Genomic DNA, 24,500 nt, shown 5'->3' on the forward strand with positions numbered 1-24,500 from the left:
ATGCGTTGAGATTGCACTCAGATCGCGATTATGGGCGGATTCGCGATCTGAGCGCAAAGTCAACGCACTGAAGCTCGGCGTGGCTCAGGCGAGCGAGTCCTGCCACGCCCGGTGCAGCGCCGCGTATCGCCCGTCGCGGGTGATGAGCTCGGCGGGCGGGCCGTCCTCGACGATCTCCCCGTGCTCGAGCACCAGCACGCGGTCGGCGATCTCCACCGTCGAGAGCCGGTGCGCGATCACCAGCGCGGTGCGGTCGGACAGCACGGTCTCCAACGCCCGCTGCACCATTCGCTCACTCGGGATGTCCAGTGACGACGTCGCCTCGTCGAGGATCAGCACCGCCGGGTCGGCCAGGAACGCCCGCGCGAACGCCACCAGCTGCCGCTGTCCCGCGGACAACCGGCCGCCCCGCTTGGCCACATCGGTGTCGTACCCCTCGGGCAGCGTGGCGACGACGCGGTCGGCGCCGACGGCGACCGCCGCGGCCCGCACCTCCTCGTCGGTGGCCTCGGGTTTACCGAAGCGGATGTTGTCGGCGACGGTGCCATCGAACATGAAGTTCTCCTGGGTCACCATCACCACGTGGCGGCGCAGTTCGCTCTGCGACAGGTTCCGCAGGTCGACCCCGTCGAGCGTCACCGCCCCCGACGTCGGGTCGTAGAACCGGGCGATCAGCTTCGCGATCGTCGTCTTGCCCGCACCCGTCGTGCCCACCAGCGCGACGGTCTGCCCCGCAGGCACGTCGAGATTAAGTCCGGGCAGCACCGGCCGGCCCTCGGTGTACTCGAATTCCACGTCGGAAAAGGCGATCTCACCCCGCACCCGGTCCAGGCGCACCGGGTTCTCAGGGTCCGCGATGCCGGGCTTCTCGGCCAGCACCCCGGCCAGCTTCTCCAGCGCCGACGACGCCGACTGGAAGGTGTTGAAGAACTGCGAGATCTCCTGCATCGGCTCGAAGAACATCCGCAGGTACAGCAGGAACGCGGTCAGCGTGCCGATCGTCATCTCGCCGTGCAGCACCCGGTAGCCGCCGTAGAGCAGCACCACACCGGTGGTGACGTTGCCGACCAGCTTCACCCCGGGCATGAAGATCGCGAGCAGCTTGAACGTCTTCTCGTTGATCTCGCGGTACTCGTCGGCGATGTCCTCGAAGATCTCCTGGTTGCGCGGTTCGCGGCGGTAGGCCTGCACGGCCTTGATGCCCGTCATCGTCTCGACGAACTGCACGATCACCAGCGCCGCGCTCTCGCGCACCTTGCGGTAGGTCTTGGCGGACTCGGTGCGGAACCACCACACCAGCGCGACCAGCAGGGGGAACGCGGCCAGGCACATCAGGCCCAGCTTCACGTCGAGCACGACGAGCAGCACGGACGTGCCGACCAGCGTCAGCACGGCGGTGATCAGCGAGTCGAACCCGGTCTCCAGCATGTCCTGGATGGCCTCGACGTCGTTGGTCGACCGGCTGACCACCCGGCCCGAGGTGTAGCGGTCGTGGAACCGGATGTCGAGCCGCTGGAAGTGCCGGAACACCCTGCGCCGCAACTCCAGCAGCACCTTCTGGCCGACGCGTCCGGAGCGACGCAGGAAGAACATCCGGCTGACGGCCTGCACCACCACGACGACGCCCAGCGACGCGACGATGAGCATCAGCTCGCGGGCGGGCCCGCCGTCGACGATCGGCGGGATGCCGTGGTCGATGCCACGCTGCACGAGCAGCGGCACCGACAGCCGGGCGGCGTTCTCCACCACCACGACCAGCGCCAGCAGCCCGACCGTCAGGCGGTAGGGGCGAAGCAGCGAGCCCAGCAGCGCCCGGGCCTCGCGGCGGCGCGGCACGTTCTCGTCGATCGGCAGGTCGTCGTCGCCGCTCTCCTTGACCCGACCGCGCCAGTCCGTGACGGTCATCGCGCCTCGGCCTCCGACGTCACGAAAGGCCGCTCCGCACAGGCGTCGTCGGCGGCCTCCTGCTCCTCGTGGGCGCGGTCGAGGCGGCGCCGGTCCTCGTCGTCCTGCCAGGCGCAGCTGCGCTCGGCGCCGTCGTCGAGCTGGTCGTCGTCGGCGGCCAGCAGGTAGCGGTACTGCGGCACGTCGGCCAGCAGTTCGGCGTGCGTGCCGATGTGGGTGATGGTGCCGCCGTCCTCGGTGCGGCCGATGAGCGCAACCTTGTCGGCCAGCAGCACGGTGGACGCGCGGTGCGCGACGACGATGCCCGTCACCGAATGCAGCACCCGGCCCAGCGCCTCGGTGACCACCGCCTCGGTGTGCATGTCGAGCGCCGAGAGCGTGTCGTCGAGCACCAGGATCTTCGGCCCGGCCAGGATCGCCCTGGCCAGCGACAGCCGTTGGCGCTGCCCGCCGGACAGACTCATGCCCTGCTCGCCGATGCGGGTGTCCAGGCCGAACGGCAGGTCGTATACGAACTGCGCGGCGGCGACCTCGACGGCCTCGGCCAACTGCTCGTCGGTGGCGTCCGGGCGGCCCAGCCGCAGGTTCTCGGCCACCGACATGGAGAACAGCGTCGGATCCTCGAACGCGGTGGCCACCGCCTCGCGCAGCGCGGGCAGCGACAGCTCGCGGATGTCGCGGCCGTCGATGCGGATCGACCCCTCGCTGACGTCGTAGAGCCGCGACAGCAGCGCGGCCAGCACCGACTTGCCCGAGCCGGTCGGGCCGACGAGGGCCAGCGTCTCCCCCGGTTCGACGGTCGCGCTGACGTGCCGGAGAGCCCACTCCTCGCTGTCGGGGAACCGGAAGCCGACGTCGACCAGTTCGAGGCGCCCACCCCGCGGCGCGGCATCGGCCGGGCCGTCGGTGATCTCCTGTGGCGCGTCGAAAATCTCGGCGATGCGGTTCGCCGCGGTGAACGACTCCTGCGTCATCGACAGGAGGAAGCCCAGCGACGCGATCGGCCACACCAGCGACAGCATCATCGTGATGAACGCGACGAGCGTGCCCAGCGTGACCTGGCCCTGGCCCGCGGCGTACGCGCCGAAACCCAGCACCACGATCAGCGTCAGATTCGGGATGATCTCGAGCAGCGTCCAGAACTTCGCCGACACCCCCACCCGCTTGACCTGGGTGTCGTACAGGTCGGTCAGCTGCCGGTCGAAGCGGTCGTAGACGTAGTCCTCGCGGCCGAAGGACTTGACCACCCGCAAGCCGAGCGCCGACTCCTCGACATGGGTCGCGACATGGCCGGACTGGTCCTGCGCCAGCCGCGACAGCCGCGTGTAGGACTGCTGGAAGTGCAGCACGATCAACGTGATCGGGACGATCGAGACCAGCACGACGACGCCGAGCGGCCAGTACATCGCCAGCAGGATCGCCGTCACCACCGTGATCTGCAGGAAATTGAGCACCAGGAACAGCAGCCCGAACGACATGAAGCGGCGAATCGTGCTCAGGTCGTTCATCATCCGCGACAACAACTGCCCGGACTGCCAGCGGCCGTGGAAGCTCATCGGCAGGATCTGCAGGCGCGCGTAGAGATCCTTGCGGATGTCGGCCTCGACGCCCATGGTGGCGCGCGAGCTCAACCAGCGCCGAATGAACCACAGCACGGCCTCGGTGATTCCGACGCCCATCGCCGCAGCGCCGAGCAGCCACAGACCCTGCTGGTCCTGGTGGCGCACCGGGCCGTCGATGACGGCCTTGGTCATCAGCGGGATCGACACGGTGGCGCCGAGGCTCGCGATCGCGATGACCACCATCGCCGTCCACCGCGCGCGGTACGGCAGCAGGTAGGGCAGCAGCCGCCACAGATCCGAACTCGCCCGTGGCCGCGCGGGCGGCGGTGCGATCGCGGGCACCGAGTTCACGGGTTCACTCACTTAGAGAATCTTCCCATCTCACGCAAACCAATAACCCGCCGTGCGTCGAACGTCACGCGGCGACCCCGGCGTCCTGCGGGCCGAACTGCGTCTCGTAGAGCACGGTGTAGCGGCCGCCGCGGGCCAGCAGTTCCCGGTGCGTGCCGCGTTCGACGACCCGGCCGTCCTCGATCACCAGGATCTGGTCGGCGGCCCGCACCGTGGAGAGCCGGTGGGCTATGACGATCGACGTGCGCCCCGCCAGTGCCTCGCCGAGGGCCTGCTGCACCGCGGCCTCCGACTCGGAGTCCAGCGACGCCGTCGCCTCGTCGAGCACCACCACCCGTGACCTCCCCAGCAGCAGGCGGGCGATGGTCAGCCGTTGCCGTTGCCCGCCGGACAGACGGTATCCGCGCTCTCCGACAACGGTGTCCAGCCCGTCGGGCATCTCGGCGATCAGATCGGCCAGCCGGGCGCGCCGCAGCGCCGCCCACAGGTCGGCCTCGGTGGCCTCCGGAGCCGCCAGCAGCAGATTCGACCGGATCGACTCGTGGAACAGGTGGCCGTCCTGGGTGACCATGCCGACGGCGTCGCGCAGCGACTCGAACGTCACGTCGCGCACATCGGCGCCGCCCAACCGGACCGCACCGCCGTCGACGTCGTACAGCCGCGCCAGCAGCGCCGCGATCGTCGACTTCCCCGCCCCGGACGATCCCACCAGCGCGACCATCTGCCCCGGCTCGGCGGTGAACGAGATGCCGTGCAGCACCTGCTCGCCGCCGCGGTCGTCGAGCGTCGCGACCTCCTCCAGCGAGGCCAGCGACACTTTGTCGGCCGCCGGGTAGCCGAAGCGCACCTGATCGAACTCCACGGCGACCGGGCCCTCCGGCAGCGCCGCGGCGTCGGGCTTCTCCCGGATCAGCGGCACCAGGTCGAGCACCTCGAAGACCCGCTCGAAGGACACCAGCGCGCTGGCGATCTCGACGCGGGCGTTGGCCAGCGCGGTCAGCGGGGCGTACAGCCGGGTGAGCAGCAGCGCCAGCGACACCACCGCGCCGGTCTGCAGGTGCCCGCCGATGGCCAGCACCCCACCGAGGCCGTACACCAGCGCCAGCGCGAGCGCCGACATCAGCGTCAGCGAGTTCATGAACGTCGCCTGCAGCATCGAGGACCGCACCCCGATGTCGCGGACCCGCCCCGCGCGGTCGGCGAACTCCGCCGACTCCTGCGCCGGCCGGCCGAACAGCTTGACCAGCGTCGCACCGGGCGCGGAGAAGCGCTCCGTCATCTGGGTGTTCATCGTCGCGTTGTAGATCGCGGCCTCACGGCTCAGGCGCGCCATCCGGGCGCCGATGCGGCGGGCGGGCACCACGAACAGCGGCATCAACACCAGCGACAGCAGGGTGATCTGCCACGAGATGCCGATCATCACGGCCAGCGTCAGGGTCAGCGTGACGACGTTGGAGACGACGCCGGACAGCGTGTCGGAGAACGCCCGCTGGGCGCCGATGACGTCGTTGCCCAGCCGGCTGACCAGCGCGCCGGTCCTGGTGCGGGTGAAGAATGCGACCGGCATGCGCTGCACGTGGTCGAACACCGCGGTGCGCAGGTCGAGGATCAGGCCCTCACCGATGGTCGACGACAGCCAGCGCGTCAGCAGCGACACCGCCGCCTCGGCGACCGCGACGCCGGCGATGACGAGGGCCAGCACCACCACCGCGCTCGCCGGACCGCCCGCCGTGATGACGTCGACCACACGCCCGGCCAGCAGCGGCGTGGCGACCGTCAGCAGCGCCGTCACCACGCTGACGCCGACGAACACGCCGAGCCTGCGGTGGTGGCGCGCCGAGAACCGCCAGATCCGCTTCAGCAGCGTCCGGTCGGCCAACGACCGCAGATCACCGCCGCGGGCGTGCGTCTGCCGGTACAGCGATTGCCGGGCAACCGTCTCCAAGCTCATGTTTTCACCGTAGAACCTCAACAATGGATTAGGTCAAAGCCTTCCGGCCCGGCGAATTCGCCGTCCTGCCTGCAGCGTTCCCCGATGAGCGCCGCGCCAACCCCGGCCCGACCCGGATCAGACGACGCCGAAGTACCCGATCACGCCGGCGACAGCGACCACCAGCAGCGGATTGAGCTTGGTGAAGACGAACACCGCGGTGCACACGGCCGTCAGCAGATAGGCCCGCCAGTCGTGGTCGGCCGACCGGCTCATCACCAGCGAGGTGGCCAGGATCAGCCCGACGGTCAGCGGCGCGAAGCCCTTCTCCACGGCGATCCGCAGCCGCGACTTCTGCGCCCTCTGCCAGAACTGCGTGATCACCAGGACCAGCGTGGCCGCGGGCAGCACCATCGCGACCGTGGCGACCACGCCGCCGAGGATCGCGCCGGGCACCCCGCCCACCTCGAGGCCCGCGGCGTAGCCCACCATCCCGACGATCAGGATGCTCGGACCCGGCGCCGACTGGGAGATCGAGAACAGGTCGGCGAACTGCCCGTCGGTCAGCCAGTGCCGTTCGTGCACCGCCCTGGCGTGCATCTCGGGCAGCACCGCGTTGCCCCCGCCGATCGACATCAGCGACAGCGACCCGAAGAGCGCGATGAGTTGCAGGTAGGTGCTCACGTCTCGGTGGCCGCCTCCCGCGCCCTGCGCGGCCACGCCCAGAGCACGCTGAGCGGCGCCAGGATCGCCAGCACACCGAGCAGCGGCCAGCGCAGCACGCCGTTGAGGACGAACGCCGCGGCGAACAGCGCGACGGGCACCAGACCGGTGAGGCACTGGCGGCCGGTCTGGATCACCATCGCCACGGTCAGCGCGACGGCGGCCGCCGACGCGCCGTGCAGCACACCGGCGACGGCGGGCACCTCCTTGAAGCGGAAGTACAGGAACGCCATCACCAGGATGATCACCAGCGGCATGAAGCACAGCCCCGCCACCGCGGCGACCGCCCCGGCCACCGAGCGCATCTTGCTGCCCGCGAACACCGCCATGTTGACCTGATTGGCGCCCGGCAGGATCCGGCACATCGTCATGGCCGACAGGAACTCCGCCTCGCCGAGCCACCGCTTCTCGACGACGAGGATCTCACGCGACCACGCCGACAGTCCGCCGCCGAACGACGCCAGCGCGATGTGGTTGAACGTCCAGGCGATGTCGAACAGTGAGACCGGCTTGTCGGTCTCACTCATGGTCGACGTGCGCGTCGGCGGGGAAGTCGAGGTGGGTCTCGTCCTCGTGATGGTGCGCCGGCTCGAGGGGGTCGGGTGGCTCGTAGTGGTGCGACGTCTCCCAGTCTCCGTCGAAGACCTGTTTCAACCGGGCCACTGCTTCGGGGTCGCTGGTGACCACGCCAAGCTCGCGGCGCAGGTCGAACGCGCTCCGGTCGATGTTCATCGAACCGAGCAGCGCCTGACTGTCGTCCATGATCAGCAGCTTCGCGTGCACCCGCAGCTGCTTCTGCTTGCGTACCTTGACCCCGAAGCGGCGCAGGGTGCGCAGCGAGGCGAAGGTGTCCAGGACGTCCCACTCGCTGATGCCGTGCCTGCCGCCGCACAGCACGTGCACCTTCACGCCCCGGTCGGCGGCGGCGGCGATGTGGTCGAGGATCACCGCGTCGACGTACTTCGGGTGCTGGATGTCGAGGCGGTGGGTGGCGGCGTCGATGAACTGCGCCATCCGGTAGCGCGAGTTCGCGTTGCTCCACAGCAGGCCGTCGTTCTGCGCGGGCGACCAGTCCTCGTGGTTCCAGTCCGCGTGGAAGGCCTCGGTGATCTGGGCGACGTGGTTCGGGTCGGTGGTGATGATGCCGTAGTCGCGGGTGCGGGTGAAGTACTTGGTGCACAGGTTGAACGTGGCGATCAGGGCGGCGTCGCCGTCGACGACGATCGACTTCTCGTGGGTCACGTAGAACTTCGGGTTGCACCACTGCACCTCGACGCCCGCGGCGCGGAGTCGTTCATAGGTGTCGTCGTTCGCGCGGTCGCCACCGGACCGCTTGGCGTTCAACATGACCCGCACGTCGACGCCCGCGGCCCTTCGGTCGATCACCGCGTCGATCAGGCTCTCGTCGGTGAACGTGAACTGCTTGACCAGGAGGCGCTCGCGGGCGGAGGAGATGAAGTCCCGAACCGGGTCCAGCCCGTCGTCGGGTTCCACGATCAGATTCGACGACGGCACAAGTCCCGGATGCTAGCACCGCCGCGGAGCCAGCAAACGGCGATGGGCGTAACTTGTGGGCCGTGATCAACGACTGCCCGGCGTCACGCCCGAAGCTGGACGTCTGGGAACGACGCACCGAGTGGCCGCTGGCGGCGGTCGCCGTCGTGTTCCTCATCGCCTACGCGATCGACGTGCTCGCCCAGCCGCAGGGCGCGGCCGACGTGGCCATCGAGGTGGTCGCCTGGGGCTCCTACGCCGTCTTCGCCGTCGACTACGTCATCCGGCTGAGCCTGGCCTCCAACCGCTGGCGGTGGTTCTTCCGCCACCTGTTCGACCTCGCGATCGTGCTGCTGCCGCTGCTGCGGCCGCTGCGCCTGGTGCGGCTGGTCATCCTCATCTCGGTGCTGCAGCGGGCCGTCGGCAATGCGATCCGCGGCCGGGTCGTCATCTACACGATCTCGGCGGCCGTCCTCCTGGTGTTCGTGGCGTCGCTGGCGGTGCTCGAGAGCGAACGCGACGCCGTCGACCCGCACATCACGAATTTCGGTGAGGCGCTGTGGTGGTCGATCACCACGATCACCACCGTCGGCTACGGCGACCTGACCCCCCTTACCGGCACCGGGCGGGTGATCGCGGTGCTGCTGATGATCGGCGGCATCAGCCTCGTCGGTTCGATCACCGCCACGCTGGCGTCGTGGATCGTCCAGCGCGTGGCCGACGAACAGTCGGCCGAGGAGGCGGTGACCACCGCGCATGTCGAGCAGGTGCTCGCCGAGATCAAGGAGTTGCGCGGCGAGATCGCCCTGCTGCGCGACGAGGGACGAGGTCCCGGCGGTCAGCCTCCCCCAGCGTGACCCGGCCATCGGGCAAGATTGCGGACATGGACAGTGGTGGTGTGGCCTCGCCCCGGGTGCTCGTGGTGGACGACGACCCCGACGTGCTGGCGTCGCTCGAGCGAGGATTGCGGCTGTCCGGGTTCGACGTCTCCACCGCCGTGGACGGCGCCGAGGCGCTGCGCAGCGCCACCGAGACCCGGCCCGACGCGATCGTGCTCGACATCAACATGCCGGTGCTCGACGGCGTCAGCGTGGTGACCGCGCTGCGCGCGATGGACAACGACGTGCCGGTCTGCGTGCTGTCGGCGCGCAGCAGCGTCGACGACCGGGTGGCGGGGCTGGAAGCCGGCGCCGACGACTACCTGGTCAAACCGTTCGTGCTGCAGGAGCTGGTGGCGCGGGTGAAGGCGCTGCTGCGCCGCCGCGGATCCTCGGCCACCATCTCCTCGGAGACCATCCAGGTCGGCCCGCTGGAGGTCGACATCCCGGGCCGGCGGGCGCGCGTCAACGGCGCCGACGTCGACCTGACGAAGCGGGAGTTCGACCTGCTGGCGGTGCTCGCCGAACACAAGACCGCGGTGCTCTCGCGCGCGCAGCTGCTCGAACTGGTGTGGGGTTACGACTTCGCCGCCGACACCAACGTGGTCGACGTGTTCATCGGCTACCTGCGCCGCAAGCTCGAGGCCAACGGCGCACCGCGGCTGCTGCACACCGTGCGCGGTGTGGGTTTCGTGCTGCGGACCCAGTAGCCGATGAACCTGCTGTCGCGCATCCGCCGCACGCCTTCACTGCGGGCCAGGGTGGTGGTCGCGACAGCGATCGGCGCGGCGATCCCGGTGCTGATCGTCGGCACCGTGGTCTGGGTCGGCATCACCGGGGACCGCAAGGAACGCCTCGACCGCAGGCTCGACGAGGCGGCCGGGTTCGCGATCCCGTTCCTGCCGCGCGGGCTCGACGAGATCCCGAAGTCGCCCAACGACAAGGACGCCGTCATCACGGTGCGAAGGGCCGGGCAGATCAGTTCCAACTCCGAGGTGGTGCTTCCCGAGTTGCCCGCGGGCTACGAGGACACCTACGTCGACGGCGTGCGGTACCGGGTGCGCACGGTCGAGATCCCGACACCCGAGCCGATGCTGGTGGCCGTCGGCGACACCTACAACGCCACCATCGCCGACACCAACAACCTGCACCGGCGGGTGGTGATCATCTGCTCGCTGGCGATCGGCGCCGCCGCGGTGGTGGGCTGGCTGCTGGCGACGTTCGCGGTCCGGCCGTTCAAGCGCCTTGCGCGGCAGACCAGCCAGATCGACACCGCCGACGAGACCCCGGTCATCGAGGTGCGCGGCGCGACGGAGGCCGTCGAGATCGCCGACGCGGTGAAGGGCATGCTGCAGCGCATCGCCAAGGAGCAGGACCGGACCAAGGCGGCGCTGACCTCGGCGCGCGACTTCTCGGCGGCCTCGGCGCACGAGTTGCGCACCCCGCTGACGGCGATGCGGACCAACCTCGAGGTGCTCGCCACGCTGGACCTCGACGGTGAGCAGCGCCAGGAGGTGGTCGGCGACGTCATCCGCACCCAGTCGCGGATCGAGGCGACGCTGTGGGCGCTGGAGCGGCTGGCGCAGGGGGAACTGTCCACCGCCGACGACCATGTCCCGGTCGACATCACCGAACTGCTCGACCGGGCCGCACACGACGCGATGCGGATCTACCCCGATCTGGAGGTCTCGCTGGCGCCCGCGCCGACGGTGATCATCGTCGGGCTGCCCGCCGGGCTGCGGCTCGCGGTGGACAACGCCATCGCCAACGCCGTCAAACACGGCGGGGCGGGCCGGGTGCAGCTCTCGGCGGTCAGCTCACGCGAGGGCGTCGAGATCGCGATCGACGACGACGGCTGCGGCGTGCCCGAGGAGGAACGCGCGTTGGTGTTCGAGCGGTTCTCCCGCGGGTCGACGGCGTCGCGGCTCGGTTCCGGGCTGGGGTTGGCGCTCGTCGCCCAGCAGGCCGAACTGCACGGCGGCACGGCGACGCTGGAGGCCAGCCCCCTGGGTGGCGCCCGGCTGCTGCTTCGGCTGCCGGGCCCGCGACCCGGCGAGGGGCTGCCGACCTTGCAGCTCTAGCGGGTGGCCAGCAGGTCGATGACGAAGATCAAAGTCTTGCCCGACAGGCGGTGCCCGCCGCCCGCGTCGCCGTAGGCCTGGGCCGGCGGGATGGTCAGCTTGCGGCGGCCGCCGACCTTCATCCCGGGTATGCCGTCCTGCCAGCCCTGGATCAGGCCCTGCAGCGGGAACTCGATCGACTCGCCGCGGTTCCACGAGCTGTCGAACTCCTCGCCGGTGTCGTACTCGACACCGACGTAATGCACCTCGACATTGGCGCCCGGCACGGCCTCCGCGCCCTCGCCGACGACCAGGTCCTCGATGACCAGATCGGTCGGAGGCGGTCCATCGGGAAACTCGATCTCGGGCTTTCCCCCACTATTGGCAGTCACCGCACCCACCGTAGTCGGGCAGACTGGTGCCGTGGCCAAAGACGAAGACATCCTCGAACAGGTGAACCGACTCGTTGCTGAGGAGAAGGACCTGCGCTCCCAGCTCCAGCACCACGAGATCGACGAATCCGAAGAACACCAGCGGCTGCGTGCCGTCGAGGTGGCGCTGGACCAGTGCTGGGACCTGCTGCGACAGCGACGCGCCCTGCGTGAGTCGGGCAAGGATCCCCGTGAGGCCGAGGTGCGACCGGCCGGTGAGGTCGAGGGTTACCTGAACTGAGCGCCGATCACCCCACCGGAGCCGCCCCGGCGGGGACCTTCGACACCGGAGCCGCCCCGGCGGGGACCTTCGATGCGGTGATCGTCGGTGGCGGTCACAACGGGCTGGTCGCCGCGGGCTATCTGGCGCGCGCAGGCAGGCGGGTGCTGGTGCTCGAACGCCTCGACCACGTCGGCGGGGCGGCCGTCTCGGCCCACGCGTTCGAGGGCGTCGAGGCGCGGCTGTCGCGGTACTCGTATCTGGTCAGCCTGCTGCCGCGGCGGATCGTCGACGATCTGGGCGCCCGCGTCCGGCTGGTCAAGCGGCGGCAGTCGTCCTACACGCCGGACCCGGCGACCGGCGGGCGAACAGGGTTGCTGGTGGGCCGGGCGAACACGTTCTCGGCCGTCGGCGCCGCCGACGACGAGGCCGGCTTCGCCGAGTTCTACCGGCGCTGCCGCACGGTCACCGAGCGGTTGTGGCCGACCATGACGGCGCCGCTGATGACGCGCAGCCAGGCGCACGCGCACGTACTGGCCGGCGACCCGGATGCCGACGCGGTGTGGCACGCCATGACGGGCGCGCCGATCGGTGCGGCGATCGAAGGCGCGGTCTCCAGTGACCTGGTGCGCGGGGTGATGGCCACCGACGCGCTGATCGGCACGTTCGCCAGGACCGACGACCCGTCCCTGGCGCAGAACGTGTGCTTCCTCTACCACCTGCTCGGCGGCGGCACCGGCGACTGGGACGTCCCGATCGGCGGCATGGGCGCGGTCAGCGGCGCGCTGGCCGCCGCGGCCGCCGGCTTCGGCGCCGAAATCCTCACCGGCGCAGAAGTGTTCGGCATCGACCCGGACGGCGAGGTGCGCTACCGGTCCGGCGGGCGGGAGCACCGCGTCGGCGCGCGGTTCGTGCTGGCCAACGTCACCCCGGCGGTGCTCGCCGGCCTCGTCGGCGACCCCGCCCCGCAGCTCGCCGGCGGGTCGCAGGTCAAGGTGAACCTCATGCTGCGCCGGTTGCCGAGGTTGCGCGACGCGTCGGTGACGCCCGAGCAGGCGTTCGGCGGGACGTTCCACGTCAACGAGAACCTGACACAGCTCGACACCGCCCACGACCGTGCCGCAGGCGGCGAGGTCCCCCAGCCGCTGCCGTGCGAGATCTACTGCCACTCGCTGGCCGATCCGACCATCCTGTCCGACCGCCTTCGCGAGACCGGCGCGCAGACGATGACGCTGTTCGGACTGCACACGCCGCACTCGCTGGCCCACGGCCAGGATCCCGAGCGGCTGCGCAATGCGCTGACGTCGGCGGCGCTCGGTTCACTGAACTCGGTGCTGGACGAACCCGTGCAGGACGTGATCCTCGAGGACGTCGCCGGTCGGCTGTGCATCGAGACTAAGACCACGGCCGACCTGGAGCACACACTCGGCATGACCGCGGGCAACATCTTCCACGGCGGGCTGCACTGGCCGTTCGCCGAGGACGACGAGGCGCTCGACACCCGGGCCCGGCGTTGGGGTGTGGACACCGCCCACGCGCGAATCCTGTTGTGCGGCTCAGGCGCTCGTCGCGGCGGCGGGGTGTCGGGCATCGGCGGGCACAACGCGGCGATGGCTGTGCTCGAAAGCCGGTGAAGCGGCGGCCGGCTTGCTAGCCTGGCGAAGATGAAGGCCACGATGGCGGCACTCGCCGCTGCGGTGATGTCCGCGGCGGCCATGGCGCTCGCCGCGCCTGCGCAGGCGGTACCGACCTACGGCAGCAACGGCGTGTTCGGCGTCGACACCGAGGCGGGCAAGGGCTGGGTGACCGCGTTCATCGCGCCGGGCCGCTACCGCGTCGACCAGGCGCCGAGCATGGCGCCCTATCAGAGCGCTCCCGGTTTCTGGTTGCGCTGCAACGCTTTCCCGTGTTCCCACAATGCCGGTGGCCACATCATCGCGCGCGGCGATGCGGTGCGCGGCGTCGCGACGTTCGTCGACATCCTGCCGACCGACACGGCGGTGGCGCTGTACAACACGACACTCACCCGCGCCTGAGCGTCACCTCAGCCTGCCGATGATGGCATGCAGCGTCACCAGGTCGTCGGCGGCGAGCGCGCTCAGAGCTGGGGGCGCCGGGTCGTCGATGGCGTCGATCCGATCGACCACGGCGCGACCGGCCGCCGTCAGCGACACCCGCTTGCTGCGGCGGTTGCCCGGATCGACCTCGCGCATCACCAGTCCACGGTCCTCGAGGTCGTTGACGGCGACGGTGGCCGCCGGCGCATCGATGGTGGCGGCGTGCGCGATCTCCTTGACGCTCATCGGCTGACGGGCCAGCCGTCGCAGGACGCGGACCCGGCTGAACGGCAGCCCGGTCTGCTCGACCACCGCGCGCTTCCAGCCCTCACGGTTGTCGTACACCAGCGCGGCCATCGTCCGCCAGACGTCGTCGGCCAGACCGTCATGTGACATGCGTCGGCTCCGTGCGGGCCTGATCGCCGGCGATCAGCGGCGCCAGCCGCTCGGCGGACCGCAGCGCCCGTCCCGATGTCGAGTAGACGCCGAGCACGGTGATGACCACCCCGAATGCGGTGCACACGAACCACAGCGGGCGTGCGGCGGTCGCGAAGTCGGCAGCCGTGCCGGCCAGCGCCGCTCCCGCCACCGAACCGCACAGCGCCACACCGATGCTCACGCCGATCTGCCTGCTGGTCGAGGTCACCGCCGACGCCGCGCCGGCCCGGTCGAGCGGCATCCCGCTGACCGCGGCGTTGGTGATCGGCGCGTTGACCATCGAGAAGCCGATGCCGTACACCGCGAACACCACCAGCAGTTCCCACACCGGCGTCGTCGCGGTGAGGAACGTCAACAGCACCGAGGCCGACGTGATCAGGACACCGGCCACGAGCAGCGACGGCCGGGCGCCGAACCGCCCGACGAGGCGGCCCGACAGCGGTGAGAACAGCAGCGCACCGATCGCGATCGGCAGGTAGATGAGGCCGGTGTGCATCGGCGAGTAGCCGCGCTCCCCCTGCAGGTACAGCGACATCATGAACAGGAACGCGCCCCATGCCGCGAAGGCCGAGATCGCCGTCACGGTCGCCGAGGTGAACGGGATGCTGCGGAAGAAGCGCAGGTCGACGAACGGGTCGTGGCGGCGCGACTCGTAGCGCAGGAACGCGGCGAACGCGATGACGGCGACCACCGCTGCGCCGACGGTCCGCGGATTCGTCCACCCCAGCCCCGGGCCCTCGATCAGGGTGAACACGACGCCGAACAGGAACAGCACGCCGAGCGCCTGCCCCAGCGGGTCGATGTTGCGCATGGTCGCCGACTTGGTCTCGGGCACGAACACCGCGGTCAGGATGATGGCCGCCGCGCAGATCGGCAGGTTGATCCAGAACACCGCCCGCCAGCCGATCCACTCGATCAGCAGTCCGCCGACGATGGGACCGAGCGCCATCGAGATGCCGACCACGGCCCCCCAGAAACCGAGCGCCCGTGCGCGCTCGACGCGGCCGGTGAACACCTGCGAGATGATGGACAGTGCAACGGGATTCATCATCGAGCCACCGACGGCCTGCAGCAGCCGCGCGACGATCAACGTCTCGATGTTGGGCGCCAGGCTGCACAGCAGTGAGCCGAGCGCGAAGATCGTCAGCCCGAGCTGGAACACCCGGCGCCGGCCGAACCGGTCGCCGGTGGCGCCGGCCAGCATCAGCAGCGACGCCAGCACCAGCGTGTAGACGTCGATCACCCACTGCAGCTGCGACGGCGACGCGTGCAGATCGGAGCGGATGGCCGGGATGGCGACGTTGACGATCGTCGCGTCCATCGACACGATCAGCAGGCTCAGGCAGCAGGACATCAGGATGATGGCCTTGCGCCGCGAGGTCATGCCGACAGTATCGATCACCTAACTATTGTGAAACTACAACTGTCGTGATCGCAAGCGGATTGTTCGTGACGTTCGTCGCCCGCAAAAGCTCGCGGGAACGGCGTCAGCGCTTTTCGGAGTCGACGTAGTCGCGTTCGGTGTAGCCGGTGTAGATCTGCCGCGGCCGGCCGATCTTGCCGCCACCCTCGTCATGCATCTCCCGCCAGTGCGCGATCCAGCCCGGCAACCGGCCCAGTGCGAACAGCACGGTGAACATCCGCGTCGGGAAGCCCATCGCCCGGTAGATCACGCCGGTGTAGAAATCGACGTTCGGGTAGAGCTTGCGCTCGACGAAGAAGTCGTCGGTGAGGGCGAACTCCTCCAGCGACTTGGCGATGTCGAGCAGTTCGTCGTCGCCGCCGAGCTTGCCGAGGATCTTGTCGGCCTGTTCCTTGACGATCCGCGCGCGGGGGTCGTAGTTCTTGTATACGCGGTGACCGAAGCCCATCAGCTTCACGTTGTCCTCGCGGTTCTTCACCTTCTTGACGAAGGTCTGGACGTCGCTCTCCTCGGTACGGATGCGCTCGAGCATCTCCAGCACCGCCTGGTTCGCACCGCCGTGCAGCGGCCCCCACAGCGCGTTGATGCCGCCGGAGATCGACGTGAACAGGTTCGCCTGCGAGCTGCCGACCAGCCGCACCGTCGAGGTGGAGCAGTTCTGCTCGTGGTCGGCGTGCAGGATCAGCAGCATGTCGAGGGCGCGTACGACCTCAGGGTCCACCTCGTACGGCTCGGCCGGCAGGCCGAACGTCATCCGCAGGAAGTTCTCGACCAGGCTCATCGAGTTGTCCGGGTAGAGGAACGGCTGCCCCACCGACTTCTTGAAGGCATACGCCGCGATCGTCGGCAGCTTGGCGAGCAACCGGATCGTCGACAGCTCGACCTGCTCGTCGTCGAACGGGTCGAGCGAGTCCTGGTAGTAGGCGCTCAGCGCGTTGACGGCACTCGACAGCACCGGCATCGGGTGGGCGTTGCGCGGGAAGCCGTCGAAGAACCGCTTCAGGTCCTCGTGCAGCAGGGTGTGCCGCTGGATCTGGGTGGTGAACTTCTCCAGCTGCTCCGCGGTCGGCAGCTCGCCGTAGATCAACAGGTAGCTGACCTCGATGAAGGTCGACTTCTCGGCCAGCTGCTCGATCGGGTAGCCGCGGTAGCGCAGGATCCCGGCGTCGCCGTCGATGTAGGTGATCGCACTCTTGGTCGACGAGGTGTTGACGAAACCGCTGTCGTAGGTGGTGTAGCCGCTCTTGGCCAGGAGTGACCCAAGCGCGATGCCGTCGGATCCTTCCGTGGCGTGGACTACGTCCAGCTCCAGTTCGCCCCCGGGATAGGACAGGGTGGCGTGCTCTTCTCCACCGGACGGGTTATCGGCCACGGGTACCCCTTCGTCATCGCCTGAGATGCGGACCTGTCCTACAAAAGGTAGTCCCATCCCGACGGTCGTGCCCGCGGGGGGCGGCAGTTGCTCAGGCCGGCTGCCGGGCGCCGGCCGTCTCCGCCAGGAACATCGAGTACGTCTCCTCGACACGCGACACGATGGCCTCGACGGTGAGGCTGGCCCAGTCCGATTTGCCGACGTCGGCCATCGCGGTGCTCACGATCGCCGACCACACGCATGCCACCAGCTTGAGCCGCTTGTCGTCGCGCGCCACCCCCATCCGCTGCGCGAGGGCGGCGTTGACCGCGTCCTCGCGGAACTCCCCGGACAGGTGACGCAGCGATGGCGAGGAGTTGATGATGCGGGCGGCGGCGAGCAACCGCTCGGAGGTCAGCCCGTTGACCGCACCGGTCTTCGTCGAGACGAACGCCTCGATGTGGGCCTTGCACAGCGCGTCCAGGTGGGTCAGGTCGTGGGGCTGGCGCGTCAACTGAACCGCCACCAGCTCGACGATGTCGTCGATGGAGGCGAGCACGACGGCGTCCTTGGTGGCGAAGTAGCGGCTGAACGTGCGCGGCGAGACGTCGGCGACGGCGGCGATCTGGTCGACCGTGGTGGCCTCGTATCCCTGCCGGGTGCACAACTCGACGGCCGCCTCGATCAGTTCCGCTCGCGTGCGCTGTTTCTTGCGTTCGCGCAGGCCGAGGATCGGTTTGCCGTCGACTTCAGCCACGCCGCGATGCTATCCCGCCGAGCTGATGAAATCCTGAAAATTTGGCACCCTATGCAAATCGCCCGTACTCACAGTATGTCTGCTCGAGGCGTTTTCCCCGGTCGGCAGCGAATGAAGGCCGGCGCACGTCAGGGCTGGAGGCGCTCGACGCGGATTCCGTCCGGTGCGAGCGTCACTCGGATCCGGTTGTGCACTCGATTCTCCCGGCCCTGCCAGAACTCGACGGTCTCGGGTGTGATCAGGTATCCACCCCAGTTCGGCGGCACCGGCACGTCGTCGTCGGCGGCGAAGCGTTCGGTCACCTCGGTCAGCTGATCGAGCAGCGCGCTGCGCGAGGCGATCGGTTTCGACTGGTGCGACGCCCACGCCCCCAACTGGGAGCCGCGTGGCCGCTTCGACCAGTACTGCTCGGTGGTCTTCGGCGCGACTCTGGTGACCGCGCCACGCACGTGCACCTGCCGGCCCAGCGCGTACCACGGGAAGGTCACCGACGCGTACGGCGTCGCCGCCAATTGCTCACCCTTGTCGGAGTCGTAGTTGGTGTAGAACGTGATGCCCTCGCCGTCGACGCTCTTGCACAGCACCGTGCGGGTGACGGGGCGACCCGCCGCGTCGACGGTTCCCACCACCATCGCGTTGGGTTCGGCGGCGCCGGCCCGCTCGGCATCGGTCAGCCAGTTGCGCAGCAGGTCAACCCAACCCGTTGCGGGGTCGGCGCCCAGCCAGTCGGCGTCCAGGTCTCCGCTGCCGTCCTTCTCCGCCGATCCGTACTCCACGCGCATCCTCGCCAAGTGTTCGTTCGAGGCGCCGTCCGATCCGACGGCGTCCGACCCATCAGCCACCTGCACGACGCTACGCCTGGGCGGGCATACCGCCGTCGCCGCGGTTGTTCCACCCACATGGACACGCGCGACTCCGTCGACACCGTCAACCGCTTCTGGGACGAGGTGTGGAACGCCCACGACGCGGCCGCCGCCGACCGGTTCGTGAGCGAGGACTTCGTCATCGTCACCGGCGGGCGGCCGATCACCGGGCGGGAGAACTTCAAGGCGTGGGTGAACGACTTCCTCACCGCGCTGACCGACCTGCACCTCGAGGTGCTCGAGACGTTCCAGAGTGCCGACGGCCGGCGGGTGACGTCGCGATGGCTGCTGACCGGCCGGAACAATGGAATCCTCGGCACCGCAGCGGATCAGCAGCGCGTGGCGATGACCGGTACCGCGGTGTGGGCGGTCGACGCCGATGGCACGCTGACGACCAACTGGGTCGAGCGGTCGTCGTGGGAGACCTACCAGCAGTTGACCGCAGGCGCAGTTACCGGCCGGTAGCGAGGCCGCCCGGCGGTGGTGCGAGAATCTGCTCATGACTGCCGCGTCGGGGCTGCCGGAAGACTTCGCCGAGGGACTCGAGGGCGTGGTGGCGTTCACCACCCAGATCGCCGAACCCGACAAGGACGGTGGCGCGCTGCGGTACCGCGGCGTCGACATCGAGGACCTCGTCACACAGAAGGTCACCTTCGGCGACGTGTGGGCGCTGCTCGTCGACGGCGAGTTCGGCCGCGGACTGCGGCCCGCAGAACCGTTCCCGCTGCCGATCCACAGCGGTGACGTCCGCGTCGACGTCCAGGCCGGCCTGGCCATGCTGGCCCCGATCTGGGGCTTCAAGCCGCTGCTCGACATCGACGACGCCACCGCCCGCGACCAGCTCGCCAGGGCGTCGGTGATGGCACTGTCCTACGTCGCCCAGTCCGCCCGCGGCATCTACCAGCCCGCGGTGCCGCAGCGCGTCGTCGACGGGTGCGACACGGTGACAGCACGATTCATGACCCGCTGGAAGGGCGAACCGGACCCCCGGCACGTCGAGGCCATCGACGCGTACTGGGTGAGCGCCGCCGAGCACGGCATGAACGCCTCCACCTTCACCGCGCGGGTGATCGCCTCGACCGGCGCCGACGTGGCCGCATCGCTGTCGGGTGCCGTCGGCGCGATGAGCGGCCCGCTGCACGGCGGCGCCCCGGCCCGGGTGATCCCGATGATCGAGGAAGTCGAGAAGACCGGCGACGCCGCCGCCGTGGTCAAGGGCATCCTGGATCGCAAGGAGAAGCTGATGGGCTTCGGGCACCGGGTGTACCGGGCCGAGGACCCCCGCGCCCGGGTGCTGCGCGGCACGGCGCAGCGGTTGGCGGCGCCGCGCTACGAGGTGGCGGCCGCGCTGGAACAGGCCGCGCTGGCCGAACTGCGCGAGCGTCGGCCCGACCGCGCGATCGAGACCAACGTCGAGTTCTGGGCCGCGGTGATCCTCGACTTCGCCGAGGTGACGACCTCGATGATGCCGGCGATGTTCACCTGCGGGCGCACCGCGGGCTGGTGCGCGCACATCCTCGAACAGAAGCGGCTCGGCAGGCTCGTCCGGCCGGCGGCGGTCTACGTCGGTCCGGAACCGCGCGGCCCGGAAACCGTGCGCGGATGGGATCAGATCGCCCGCCCGTGACCGCCGATCGGGTCTTCTACAGCGCCGCAGAGAGTTTCGCCGGACTGGTGGCGAAGATCCCGGCCGGCGCGTGGGACGGCCCCGGCCTGGGCGAGTGGGATCTGCGCGCACTGGTCGGGCACACGTCGCGATCGCTGACGACGGTGAGCGCCTACCTGGGGACCACCGCCCCGCGTGAGGACCTGCGCGACCCGCAGGAGTACTACGTGTTCGCGCGGCAGTTCGCGGCGCAGGCCGGCGGCGCCGCGGTGCTCGAACGCGGCCGCCAGGCGGGTCGCGATCTCGGGCCGGACCCCGCCGCGGCGGTCGAAGCGCTCGCCGCCCAGGTCCGCCGCGATCTCGACGGCGTCGACGACCGGTTGATCGAAGTGATCGGCGGACAGGGCATCCGGCTGTCCAATTACCTGCCGACCCGCACGTTCGAATTGGCCGTGCACGGCCTCGACATCGCCCGCGCCGTCGGGCTCGACCACGCGCTGCCCGGCGACGTGCTGGCCGCCGCGGTCCGGCTCGCCGCGGACACTGCCGTCACGCTCGGTGACGGCGAGACGCTGCTGATGGCGTTGACCGGCCGGGCACCGCTGCCCGCGTCGTTCTCCGTCGTGTGAGGCGTGCGCCGAGACGACGGTTGTTGACCGGAAGTTCGAGTGGCGGCGTCAACAACCGTCGTCTCGCGGTGAGTTTTGTCGGTGCCGGCAGTCACCATGGACACCACCGAACCCATAAGGAGCCCCCATGGCCATCGAAGTGCAACCCGCAGTGTCCCCGTCCCTGGTCGTCGACGACGCCGCCGCGGCTATCGACTTCTACGTGAAGGCCTTCGACGCCACCGAGTACGGACGGGTGCCCGGTCCGGACGGCAAGCTCGTGCACGCCGCGCTGAACATCAACGGTTCGATGGTGATGCTCAACGACGATTTCCCGGAGATGACCGAGGGCAAGTCGATGACGCCCACCTCGCTGGGCGGCACGCCGGTGACAATCCATCTGACTGTCACCGACGTGGACGCCAAGTTCCAGCGCGCCGTCGATGCAGGCGCCACCGTGCTGTCCCCTCTCGAGGACGCGTTCTGGGGGGACCGCTACGGGGTGCTGCGCGACCCGTTCGGCCACTACTGGTCGATGGGTCAGCCCATGCGCGAGGTCAGCATGGAGGAGATCGAAGAGGCGATGAAGCAGGAGCAGTGATGCCCGATCTCACGTAGGGCGCGCGGTCCGCGTCTACAGGGCATGACGACCGACGACCTGGACGCGACACCGATCCTGCGCGGCATGTACGCCGCCGAGCAGGAGTACCTCGCCGCGGGCGGACCGGGCGTGGCGTCCTTCTCGGCGCTCGCGGCGTTCTTCGCCTCCGACGTCGTCCTGCACCAGGCCGATTCGCTGCCGTACGGCGGCGTGTGGCGCGGCCACGGCGGGTTGGAGCGGTTCTTCCTCGCCATGAGCGAGACGTGGTCGACCTTCGCCATGGTCGATCAACGCTTCCTGGCGACGGGCGAGACCTCGGTCGTCGAGACCCACGTCGACGCCCGTGCTCGTGCCACCGGCCGGCGACTCGAGTTTTCGATCCTGCAGACCCTTCGCATCGCCGGCGGACGGATCGCCGAGGTGCGGCCGTACTACTGGGACGCCGCGGCCATCGCGGCCGTCTGCCGCTGAAAGGGCCGGGCTAGCGCCACAATCCGGCCAGTAGCCGCTGGTGCAGCGGCGGTGTGGGTGCGTTCGCCGCGGCGGCCAGCATGTCCGGTACCGAGGTGAACTTCACCCGCGGCCGGGCCTCGCCGCCGCGCGCGACCTCGACGGCGTCGATCGCCCGCCAGCCCGCGGCGTCGACCGCGTCGGGCCGTCGGTTGCGCACCAGCTTCGCCAGTGCGGAAGGCGCGGCGGACGGCTCGCTGAGCGCCCCGCTGTTGTAGTCGTCGACGAGGTGGTGCACGGTCTGCGCGGCGCACGACTTGTTGGTCCCGATGAACCCGGTCGGCCCGCGCTTGATCCACCCTGCGACGTAGGCGCCCGACACCGGATCGCCCGACTCCGGGTCCACCACGCGGCCGCCGTCGTTGGGCACCACCGCGGCGGCGCCGTCGAAGGGCAGGTCACGAATCGCCTTGCCGCGGTAGCCGATCGACGTCAGCACCAGGCCTGCGCTCATCAGCCGAACCTCGTCGGAATCGGTGACGGTGAATTCGACGCCGTCGACACGCAGGTCGCCGAGCACGCGCCGCGGGGTGAGCCGATAGGCCAGCCTGATGCGCGGCCGCGTCGCCGGGGTGGACGCGTCGCCGAGCTTGCTGAGGATCTCGAGCTTGTTGCGGGTCAGCGGGTCGGTGGCGGTGCCGAGGTCGCGCCGCACCAGCTCGTGATCGGCGGCGTCGAGCACCACGTCACAGGTCGCGGTCAGCCCGATCAACTCGGGCAGCGTGAAGGCCGAGTCCGCCGGTCCGCGGCGGGCGACGATCACCACCTCGTCGACCTTCGATGTGCGCAGCACCGCCAGCGCGTGATCGGCGATGTCGGTGGCGGCCAGCTGATCCGGGTCGGTGGTGAGGATCCGCGCGACGTCGAGCGCGACGTTGCCGTTGCCGATGATGACCGCACGGCGGTGCCCGAGTTCGACGGACAGGTCGGCGAAGTCGGGGTGGCCGTTGAACCAGGCCACCACTTCGGTCGCGGTGGCGGTGCCCGCCATTCCCATGCCCTCGATCTCGAGGCGGCGGTCGTCGGGCGCGCCGACCGCGTACAGGACGGCGTGGTGATGCTCCAGTAGCTCGGCGTGGCTGAGGTGGGTGCCCACCTCGACGTTGAGATAGAACGTGAACCCGCGTATCTGCGTCACCGAGTCGAACAGCCGGGTGACCCGCTTGGTGCTCTGATGGTCGGGCGCAACGCCCGCCCGCACCAGCCCGTACGGCGTCGGCAGCCGCTCGAACATGTTGACCTGCACGCCGGGCTGGGTGAGCAGCTCGTCGGCGGCGTACATCGCCGCGGGGCCCGACCCGACGATCGCGACCCTCAGCGGACCACTCCCCCGGCGGTGCACCTCCGGCGCCTCGAGGACCGGCGCCAGCTTCGACGTCGGCGGGAGCTTGCCCTCACGCTCGGGATAGAACGCGGCGTTGAGTTCGATGAACGGCAACTGCTTGTCGTCCAGCCGGGTGTCCGGAGAGATGGCGCCTACCGGACAGGCGCTCACACATGCACCGCAGTCCACACAGGCGACCGGGTCGATGTAGAGCATCTCGGCGGTCGCGAACCCCGGCTCGTCCGGCGAGGGGTGGATGCAGTTGACGGGGCAGGCGTAGACGCAGGACCCGTCGCTGCAACACGACTGGGTGATGACGTGCGGCATAAGGGATTCAGGCTCTCGTCAGGCGGCCGCGACCACGTGCTGGCGCTGCGGCTCGCTGCGGTAACGGCTGGGGCGGCCGTCGATGCGGCAGAGCTTCCAGATCAGCTTGGCCACCGGATTGATCAGTCCGGTGTCCTTGCACAGCATCCGGACGTCGCCGAACATGTCGCGCAACATCTGCCGGGACTCCGGCGAGCGGAAGAACACCTCCTTGCGCACCGAGCGCGGGATGTCGAATTCCTTCCAGAACGCCTTCGGCGGAACGATGATGGCCGAGCACAGCACCCTCATCACCACGGGCACGTAGAGCGACAACCAGAATCGCTTCCACCGCGACAGATGCGGCACCCGCTTGCGCAGGTACTCGTGCGCGAACGAGATGTGCCGCGCTTCCTCCGCCACGTGAATGGCCATGACGCGCTCCATGATCGGATGCAGGGCCTTGCCCTCGCGCAGCACGTTCTTCTGCGTGTGGTCGATCGGTTCCTCACCGGCGAGAATGCCGAACCAGAACGGGATGGGCAGCGGCCCGGCGACGAGCGGGATGGCGGGCTGCACCCATTTGAGCAGGCGCGGCATACCTGGCACGTCGGCGCCGATGTGGTTCACCATTTCCTGAAACATCATGGTGTGGTTGCACTCTTCGACCGCCTCGTGCAGGCAGTAGCGGTACTCGGGTGAGCCGTTGGGCGTCCAGAACGAGTACTCCATCAGGCCGCGGATGAGGATCGACTCGAAGTGCAGGCCGACCTTCGCGACGTTGGCCTGGCGCCACATGCCGATCTTGATCTGCTGCTCCTGCGGCTGCGCCTGGTACCACGGGTGCCCGCCCAGCGGGTCCGTCGCCGGCAGCACCCAGCGGGGATCGTTCTCGAAGACGGCGAACTCCGGGGAGTCCCACTCGATGTCGGTGTACGGATTGAAGTTCCGCCGCACCGAGCCTTCCGACAGCGTGTTCAGCATGTCCACGTACTGCGGGTCGTCGCTGACGTCCATGTTGCGCCGCCAGCGGTTGATCGTGCGTGTCCGAGCCATTCGAAGCCTCCCTGAGAGGTTTACATTTACCGGCCTTGTGTACACA

At 69.4% G+C, this 24,500-nt stretch carries 25 protein-coding genes; 11 read left to right on the top strand and 14 right to left on the bottom strand.

Going from position 1 to position 24,500, the window contains the following annotated elements; translation table 11 throughout:
* Positions 1 to 84: 84 nt before the first annotated feature.
* The 6 genes from O6P37_RS03380 to O6P37_RS03405 all read right to left on the bottom strand — a co-directional run bounded on the left by O6P37_RS03380 (position 85) and on the right by O6P37_RS03405 (position 7,965).
* Positions 85 to 1,905: an ABC transporter ATP-binding protein gene (locus tag O6P37_RS03380; protein WP_269892728.1), complete on the bottom strand. Its 1,821-nt coding sequence runs from the start codon at positions 1,903 to 1,905 to the stop codon at positions 85 to 87.
* The gene (locus O6P37_RS03385; protein WP_269892729.1) at positions 1,902 to 3,830 is read right to left on the bottom strand and encodes an ABC transporter ATP-binding protein; all 1,929 of its coding nucleotides are present in this window, start codon (positions 3,828 to 3,830) and stop codon (positions 1,902 to 1,904) included. The genes O6P37_RS03380 and O6P37_RS03385 overlap by 4 nt, the downstream gene beginning before the upstream one ends.
* 52 nt (positions 3,831 to 3,882) lie before the next feature.
* Positions 3,883 to 5,769 (bottom strand): ABC transporter ATP-binding protein, encoded by a 1,887-nt coding sequence (locus O6P37_RS03390; protein WP_269892730.1) that lies wholly within the window; start codon positions 5,767 to 5,769, stop codon positions 3,883 to 3,885.
* A gap of 117 nt (positions 5,770 to 5,886) precedes the next feature.
* A complete protein-coding gene (locus tag O6P37_RS03395; protein ID WP_269892731.1) occupies positions 5,887 to 6,432 on the bottom strand; it encodes a chromate transporter in 546 nt (181 codons plus the stop codon).
* Positions 6,429 to 6,998, bottom strand: a complete 570-nt coding sequence (locus O6P37_RS03400; RefSeq protein WP_264015066.1) for a chromate transporter — start codon at positions 6,996 to 6,998, stop codon at positions 6,429 to 6,431. The genes O6P37_RS03395 and O6P37_RS03400 overlap by 4 nt, the downstream gene beginning before the upstream one ends.
* Positions 6,991 to 7,965 (bottom strand): phospholipase D-like domain-containing protein, encoded by a 975-nt coding sequence (locus O6P37_RS03405; protein ID WP_408633093.1) that lies wholly within the window; start codon positions 7,963 to 7,965, stop codon positions 6,991 to 6,993. Before O6P37_RS03405 ends, O6P37_RS03400 begins: the two co-directional genes overlap by 8 nt.
* Positions 7,966 to 8,048: 83 nt before the next feature.
* Between O6P37_RS03405 and O6P37_RS03410 the strand changes: the two genes are divergently transcribed.
* Genes O6P37_RS03410 through O6P37_RS03420 form a run of 3 tightly spaced genes read left to right on the top strand, consistent with a single transcriptional unit; the run spans position 8,049 to position 10,924 of the window.
* Positions 8,049 to 8,822: a potassium channel family protein gene (locus O6P37_RS03410; protein WP_269892732.1), complete on the top strand. Its 774-nt coding sequence runs from the start codon at positions 8,049 to 8,051 to the stop codon at positions 8,820 to 8,822.
* Between the two features lie 26 nt (positions 8,823 to 8,848).
* Complete coding sequence (gene prrA / locus O6P37_RS03415) at positions 8,849 to 9,553, top strand: two-component system response regulator PrrA (protein WP_276009539.1); 705 nt, start codon at positions 8,849 to 8,851, stop codon at positions 9,551 to 9,553.
* Between the two features lie 3 nt (positions 9,554 to 9,556).
* On the top strand, positions 9,557 to 10,924 hold the full coding sequence (locus tag O6P37_RS03420; protein ID WP_269892733.1) for a sensor histidine kinase: 1,368 nt from the start codon (positions 9,557 to 9,559) through the stop codon (positions 10,922 to 10,924).
* On the opposite strand, the gene O6P37_RS03425 is transcribed toward O6P37_RS03420, so the two are convergent.
* Entirely contained in the window at positions 10,921 to 11,295 is a 375-nt protein-coding gene (locus tag O6P37_RS03425) for an FKBP-type peptidyl-prolyl cis-trans isomerase (protein WP_407667669.1), read from the bottom strand. The two genes, O6P37_RS03420 and O6P37_RS03425, sit on opposite strands and share 4 nt — an antisense overlap.
* 31 nt (positions 11,296 to 11,326) lie before the next feature.
* Here O6P37_RS03425 and O6P37_RS03430 point away from each other — a divergent pair, with 31 nt between their 5' ends.
* The 3 genes from O6P37_RS03430 (at position 11,327) to O6P37_RS03440 (ending at position 13,590) form a co-directional block, all read left to right on the top strand.
* Positions 11,327 to 11,575, top strand: coding sequence for a DUF2630 family protein (locus tag O6P37_RS03430; RefSeq protein ID WP_269892734.1), 249 nt, complete (start codon positions 11,327 to 11,329; stop codon positions 11,573 to 11,575).
* A gap of 77 nt (positions 11,576 to 11,652) precedes the next feature.
* Positions 11,653 to 13,188: a phytoene desaturase family protein gene (locus O6P37_RS03435; protein WP_269892735.1), complete on the top strand. Its 1,536-nt coding sequence runs from the start codon at positions 11,653 to 11,655 to the stop codon at positions 13,186 to 13,188.
* Between the two features lie 30 nt (positions 13,189 to 13,218).
* Positions 13,219 to 13,590: a hypothetical protein gene (locus O6P37_RS03440; protein WP_269892736.1), complete on the top strand. Its 372-nt coding sequence runs from the start codon at positions 13,219 to 13,221 to the stop codon at positions 13,588 to 13,590.
* A gap of 3 nt (positions 13,591 to 13,593) precedes the next feature.
* On the opposite strand, the gene O6P37_RS03445 is transcribed toward O6P37_RS03440, so the two are convergent.
* From O6P37_RS03445 to pdxH, 5 genes are all read right to left on the bottom strand, one after another.
* Positions 13,594 to 14,007 carry a MarR family transcriptional regulator gene (locus O6P37_RS03445; RefSeq protein WP_269892737.1) on the bottom strand — a complete coding sequence of 138 codons (414 nt, stop codon included), beginning with the start codon at positions 14,005 to 14,007 and terminating at the stop codon, positions 13,594 to 13,596.
* Entirely contained in the window at positions 13,997 to 15,433 is a 1,437-nt protein-coding gene (locus O6P37_RS03450) for an MFS transporter (protein ID WP_269893158.1), read from the bottom strand. Before O6P37_RS03450 ends, O6P37_RS03445 begins: the two co-directional genes overlap by 11 nt.
* A 103-nt stretch (positions 15,434 to 15,536) precedes the next feature.
* Positions 15,537 to 16,844 carry a citrate synthase gene (locus O6P37_RS03455; protein ID WP_264015059.1) on the bottom strand — a complete coding sequence of 436 codons (1,308 nt, stop codon included), beginning with the start codon at positions 16,842 to 16,844 and terminating at the stop codon, positions 15,537 to 15,539.
* A gap of 91 nt (positions 16,845 to 16,935) precedes the next feature.
* Entirely contained in the window at positions 16,936 to 17,580 is a 645-nt protein-coding gene (locus O6P37_RS03460; protein WP_269892738.1) for a TetR family transcriptional regulator, read from the bottom strand.
* 128 nt (positions 17,581 to 17,708) lie between these two features.
* The gene (gene pdxH, locus O6P37_RS03465; RefSeq protein ID WP_269892739.1) at positions 17,709 to 18,422 is read right to left on the bottom strand and encodes a pyridoxamine 5'-phosphate oxidase; all 714 of its coding nucleotides are present in this window, start codon (positions 18,420 to 18,422) and stop codon (positions 17,709 to 17,711) included.
* Positions 18,423 to 18,479: 57 nt separating this feature from the next.
* Here pdxH and O6P37_RS03470 point away from each other — a divergent pair, with 57 nt between their 5' ends.
* The 5 genes from O6P37_RS03470 (at position 18,480) to O6P37_RS03490 (ending at position 21,729) form a co-directional block, all read left to right on the top strand.
* On the top strand, positions 18,480 to 18,908 hold the full coding sequence (locus tag O6P37_RS03470) for an ester cyclase (RefSeq protein WP_269892740.1): 429 nt from the start codon (positions 18,480 to 18,482) through the stop codon (positions 18,906 to 18,908).
* A 34-nt stretch (positions 18,909 to 18,942) separates the two neighbouring features.
* Entirely contained in the window at positions 18,943 to 20,070 is a 1,128-nt protein-coding gene (locus O6P37_RS03475; protein ID WP_269892741.1) for a citrate synthase 2, read from the top strand.
* Complete coding sequence (locus O6P37_RS03480; RefSeq protein WP_269892742.1) at positions 20,046 to 20,678, top strand: maleylpyruvate isomerase family mycothiol-dependent enzyme; 633 nt, start codon at positions 20,046 to 20,048, stop codon at positions 20,676 to 20,678. Before O6P37_RS03475 ends, O6P37_RS03480 begins: the two co-directional genes overlap by 25 nt.
* 127 nt (positions 20,679 to 20,805) lie before the next feature.
* The gene (locus O6P37_RS03485) at positions 20,806 to 21,258 is read left to right on the top strand and encodes a VOC family protein (RefSeq protein WP_269892743.1); all 453 of its coding nucleotides are present in this window, start codon (positions 20,806 to 20,808) and stop codon (positions 21,256 to 21,258) included.
* Positions 21,259 to 21,300: 42 nt separating this feature from the next.
* On the top strand, positions 21,301 to 21,729 hold the full coding sequence (locus tag O6P37_RS03490; RefSeq protein ID WP_269892744.1) for a nuclear transport factor 2 family protein: 429 nt from the start codon (positions 21,301 to 21,303) through the stop codon (positions 21,727 to 21,729).
* Positions 21,730 to 21,739: 10 nt separating this feature from the next.
* Here O6P37_RS03490 and O6P37_RS03495 read toward each other — a convergent pair whose 3' ends face one another.
* Complete coding sequence (locus O6P37_RS03495; RefSeq protein WP_269892745.1) at positions 21,740 to 23,419, bottom strand: FAD-dependent oxidoreductase; 1,680 nt, start codon at positions 23,417 to 23,419, stop codon at positions 21,740 to 21,742.
* A gap of 18 nt (positions 23,420 to 23,437) precedes the next feature.
* Positions 23,438 to 24,454, bottom strand: a complete 1,017-nt coding sequence (locus O6P37_RS03500) for an AurF N-oxygenase family protein (RefSeq protein ID WP_264015051.1) — start codon at positions 24,452 to 24,454, stop codon at positions 23,438 to 23,440.
* Between the last annotated feature and the right edge of the window lie 46 nt (positions 24,455 to 24,500).

It is taken from the genome of Mycobacterium hippophais (assembly GCF_027529605.1).
Classification (GTDB): Bacteria; Actinomycetota; Actinomycetes; order Mycobacteriales; family Mycobacteriaceae; genus Mycobacterium; species Mycobacterium arseniciresistens.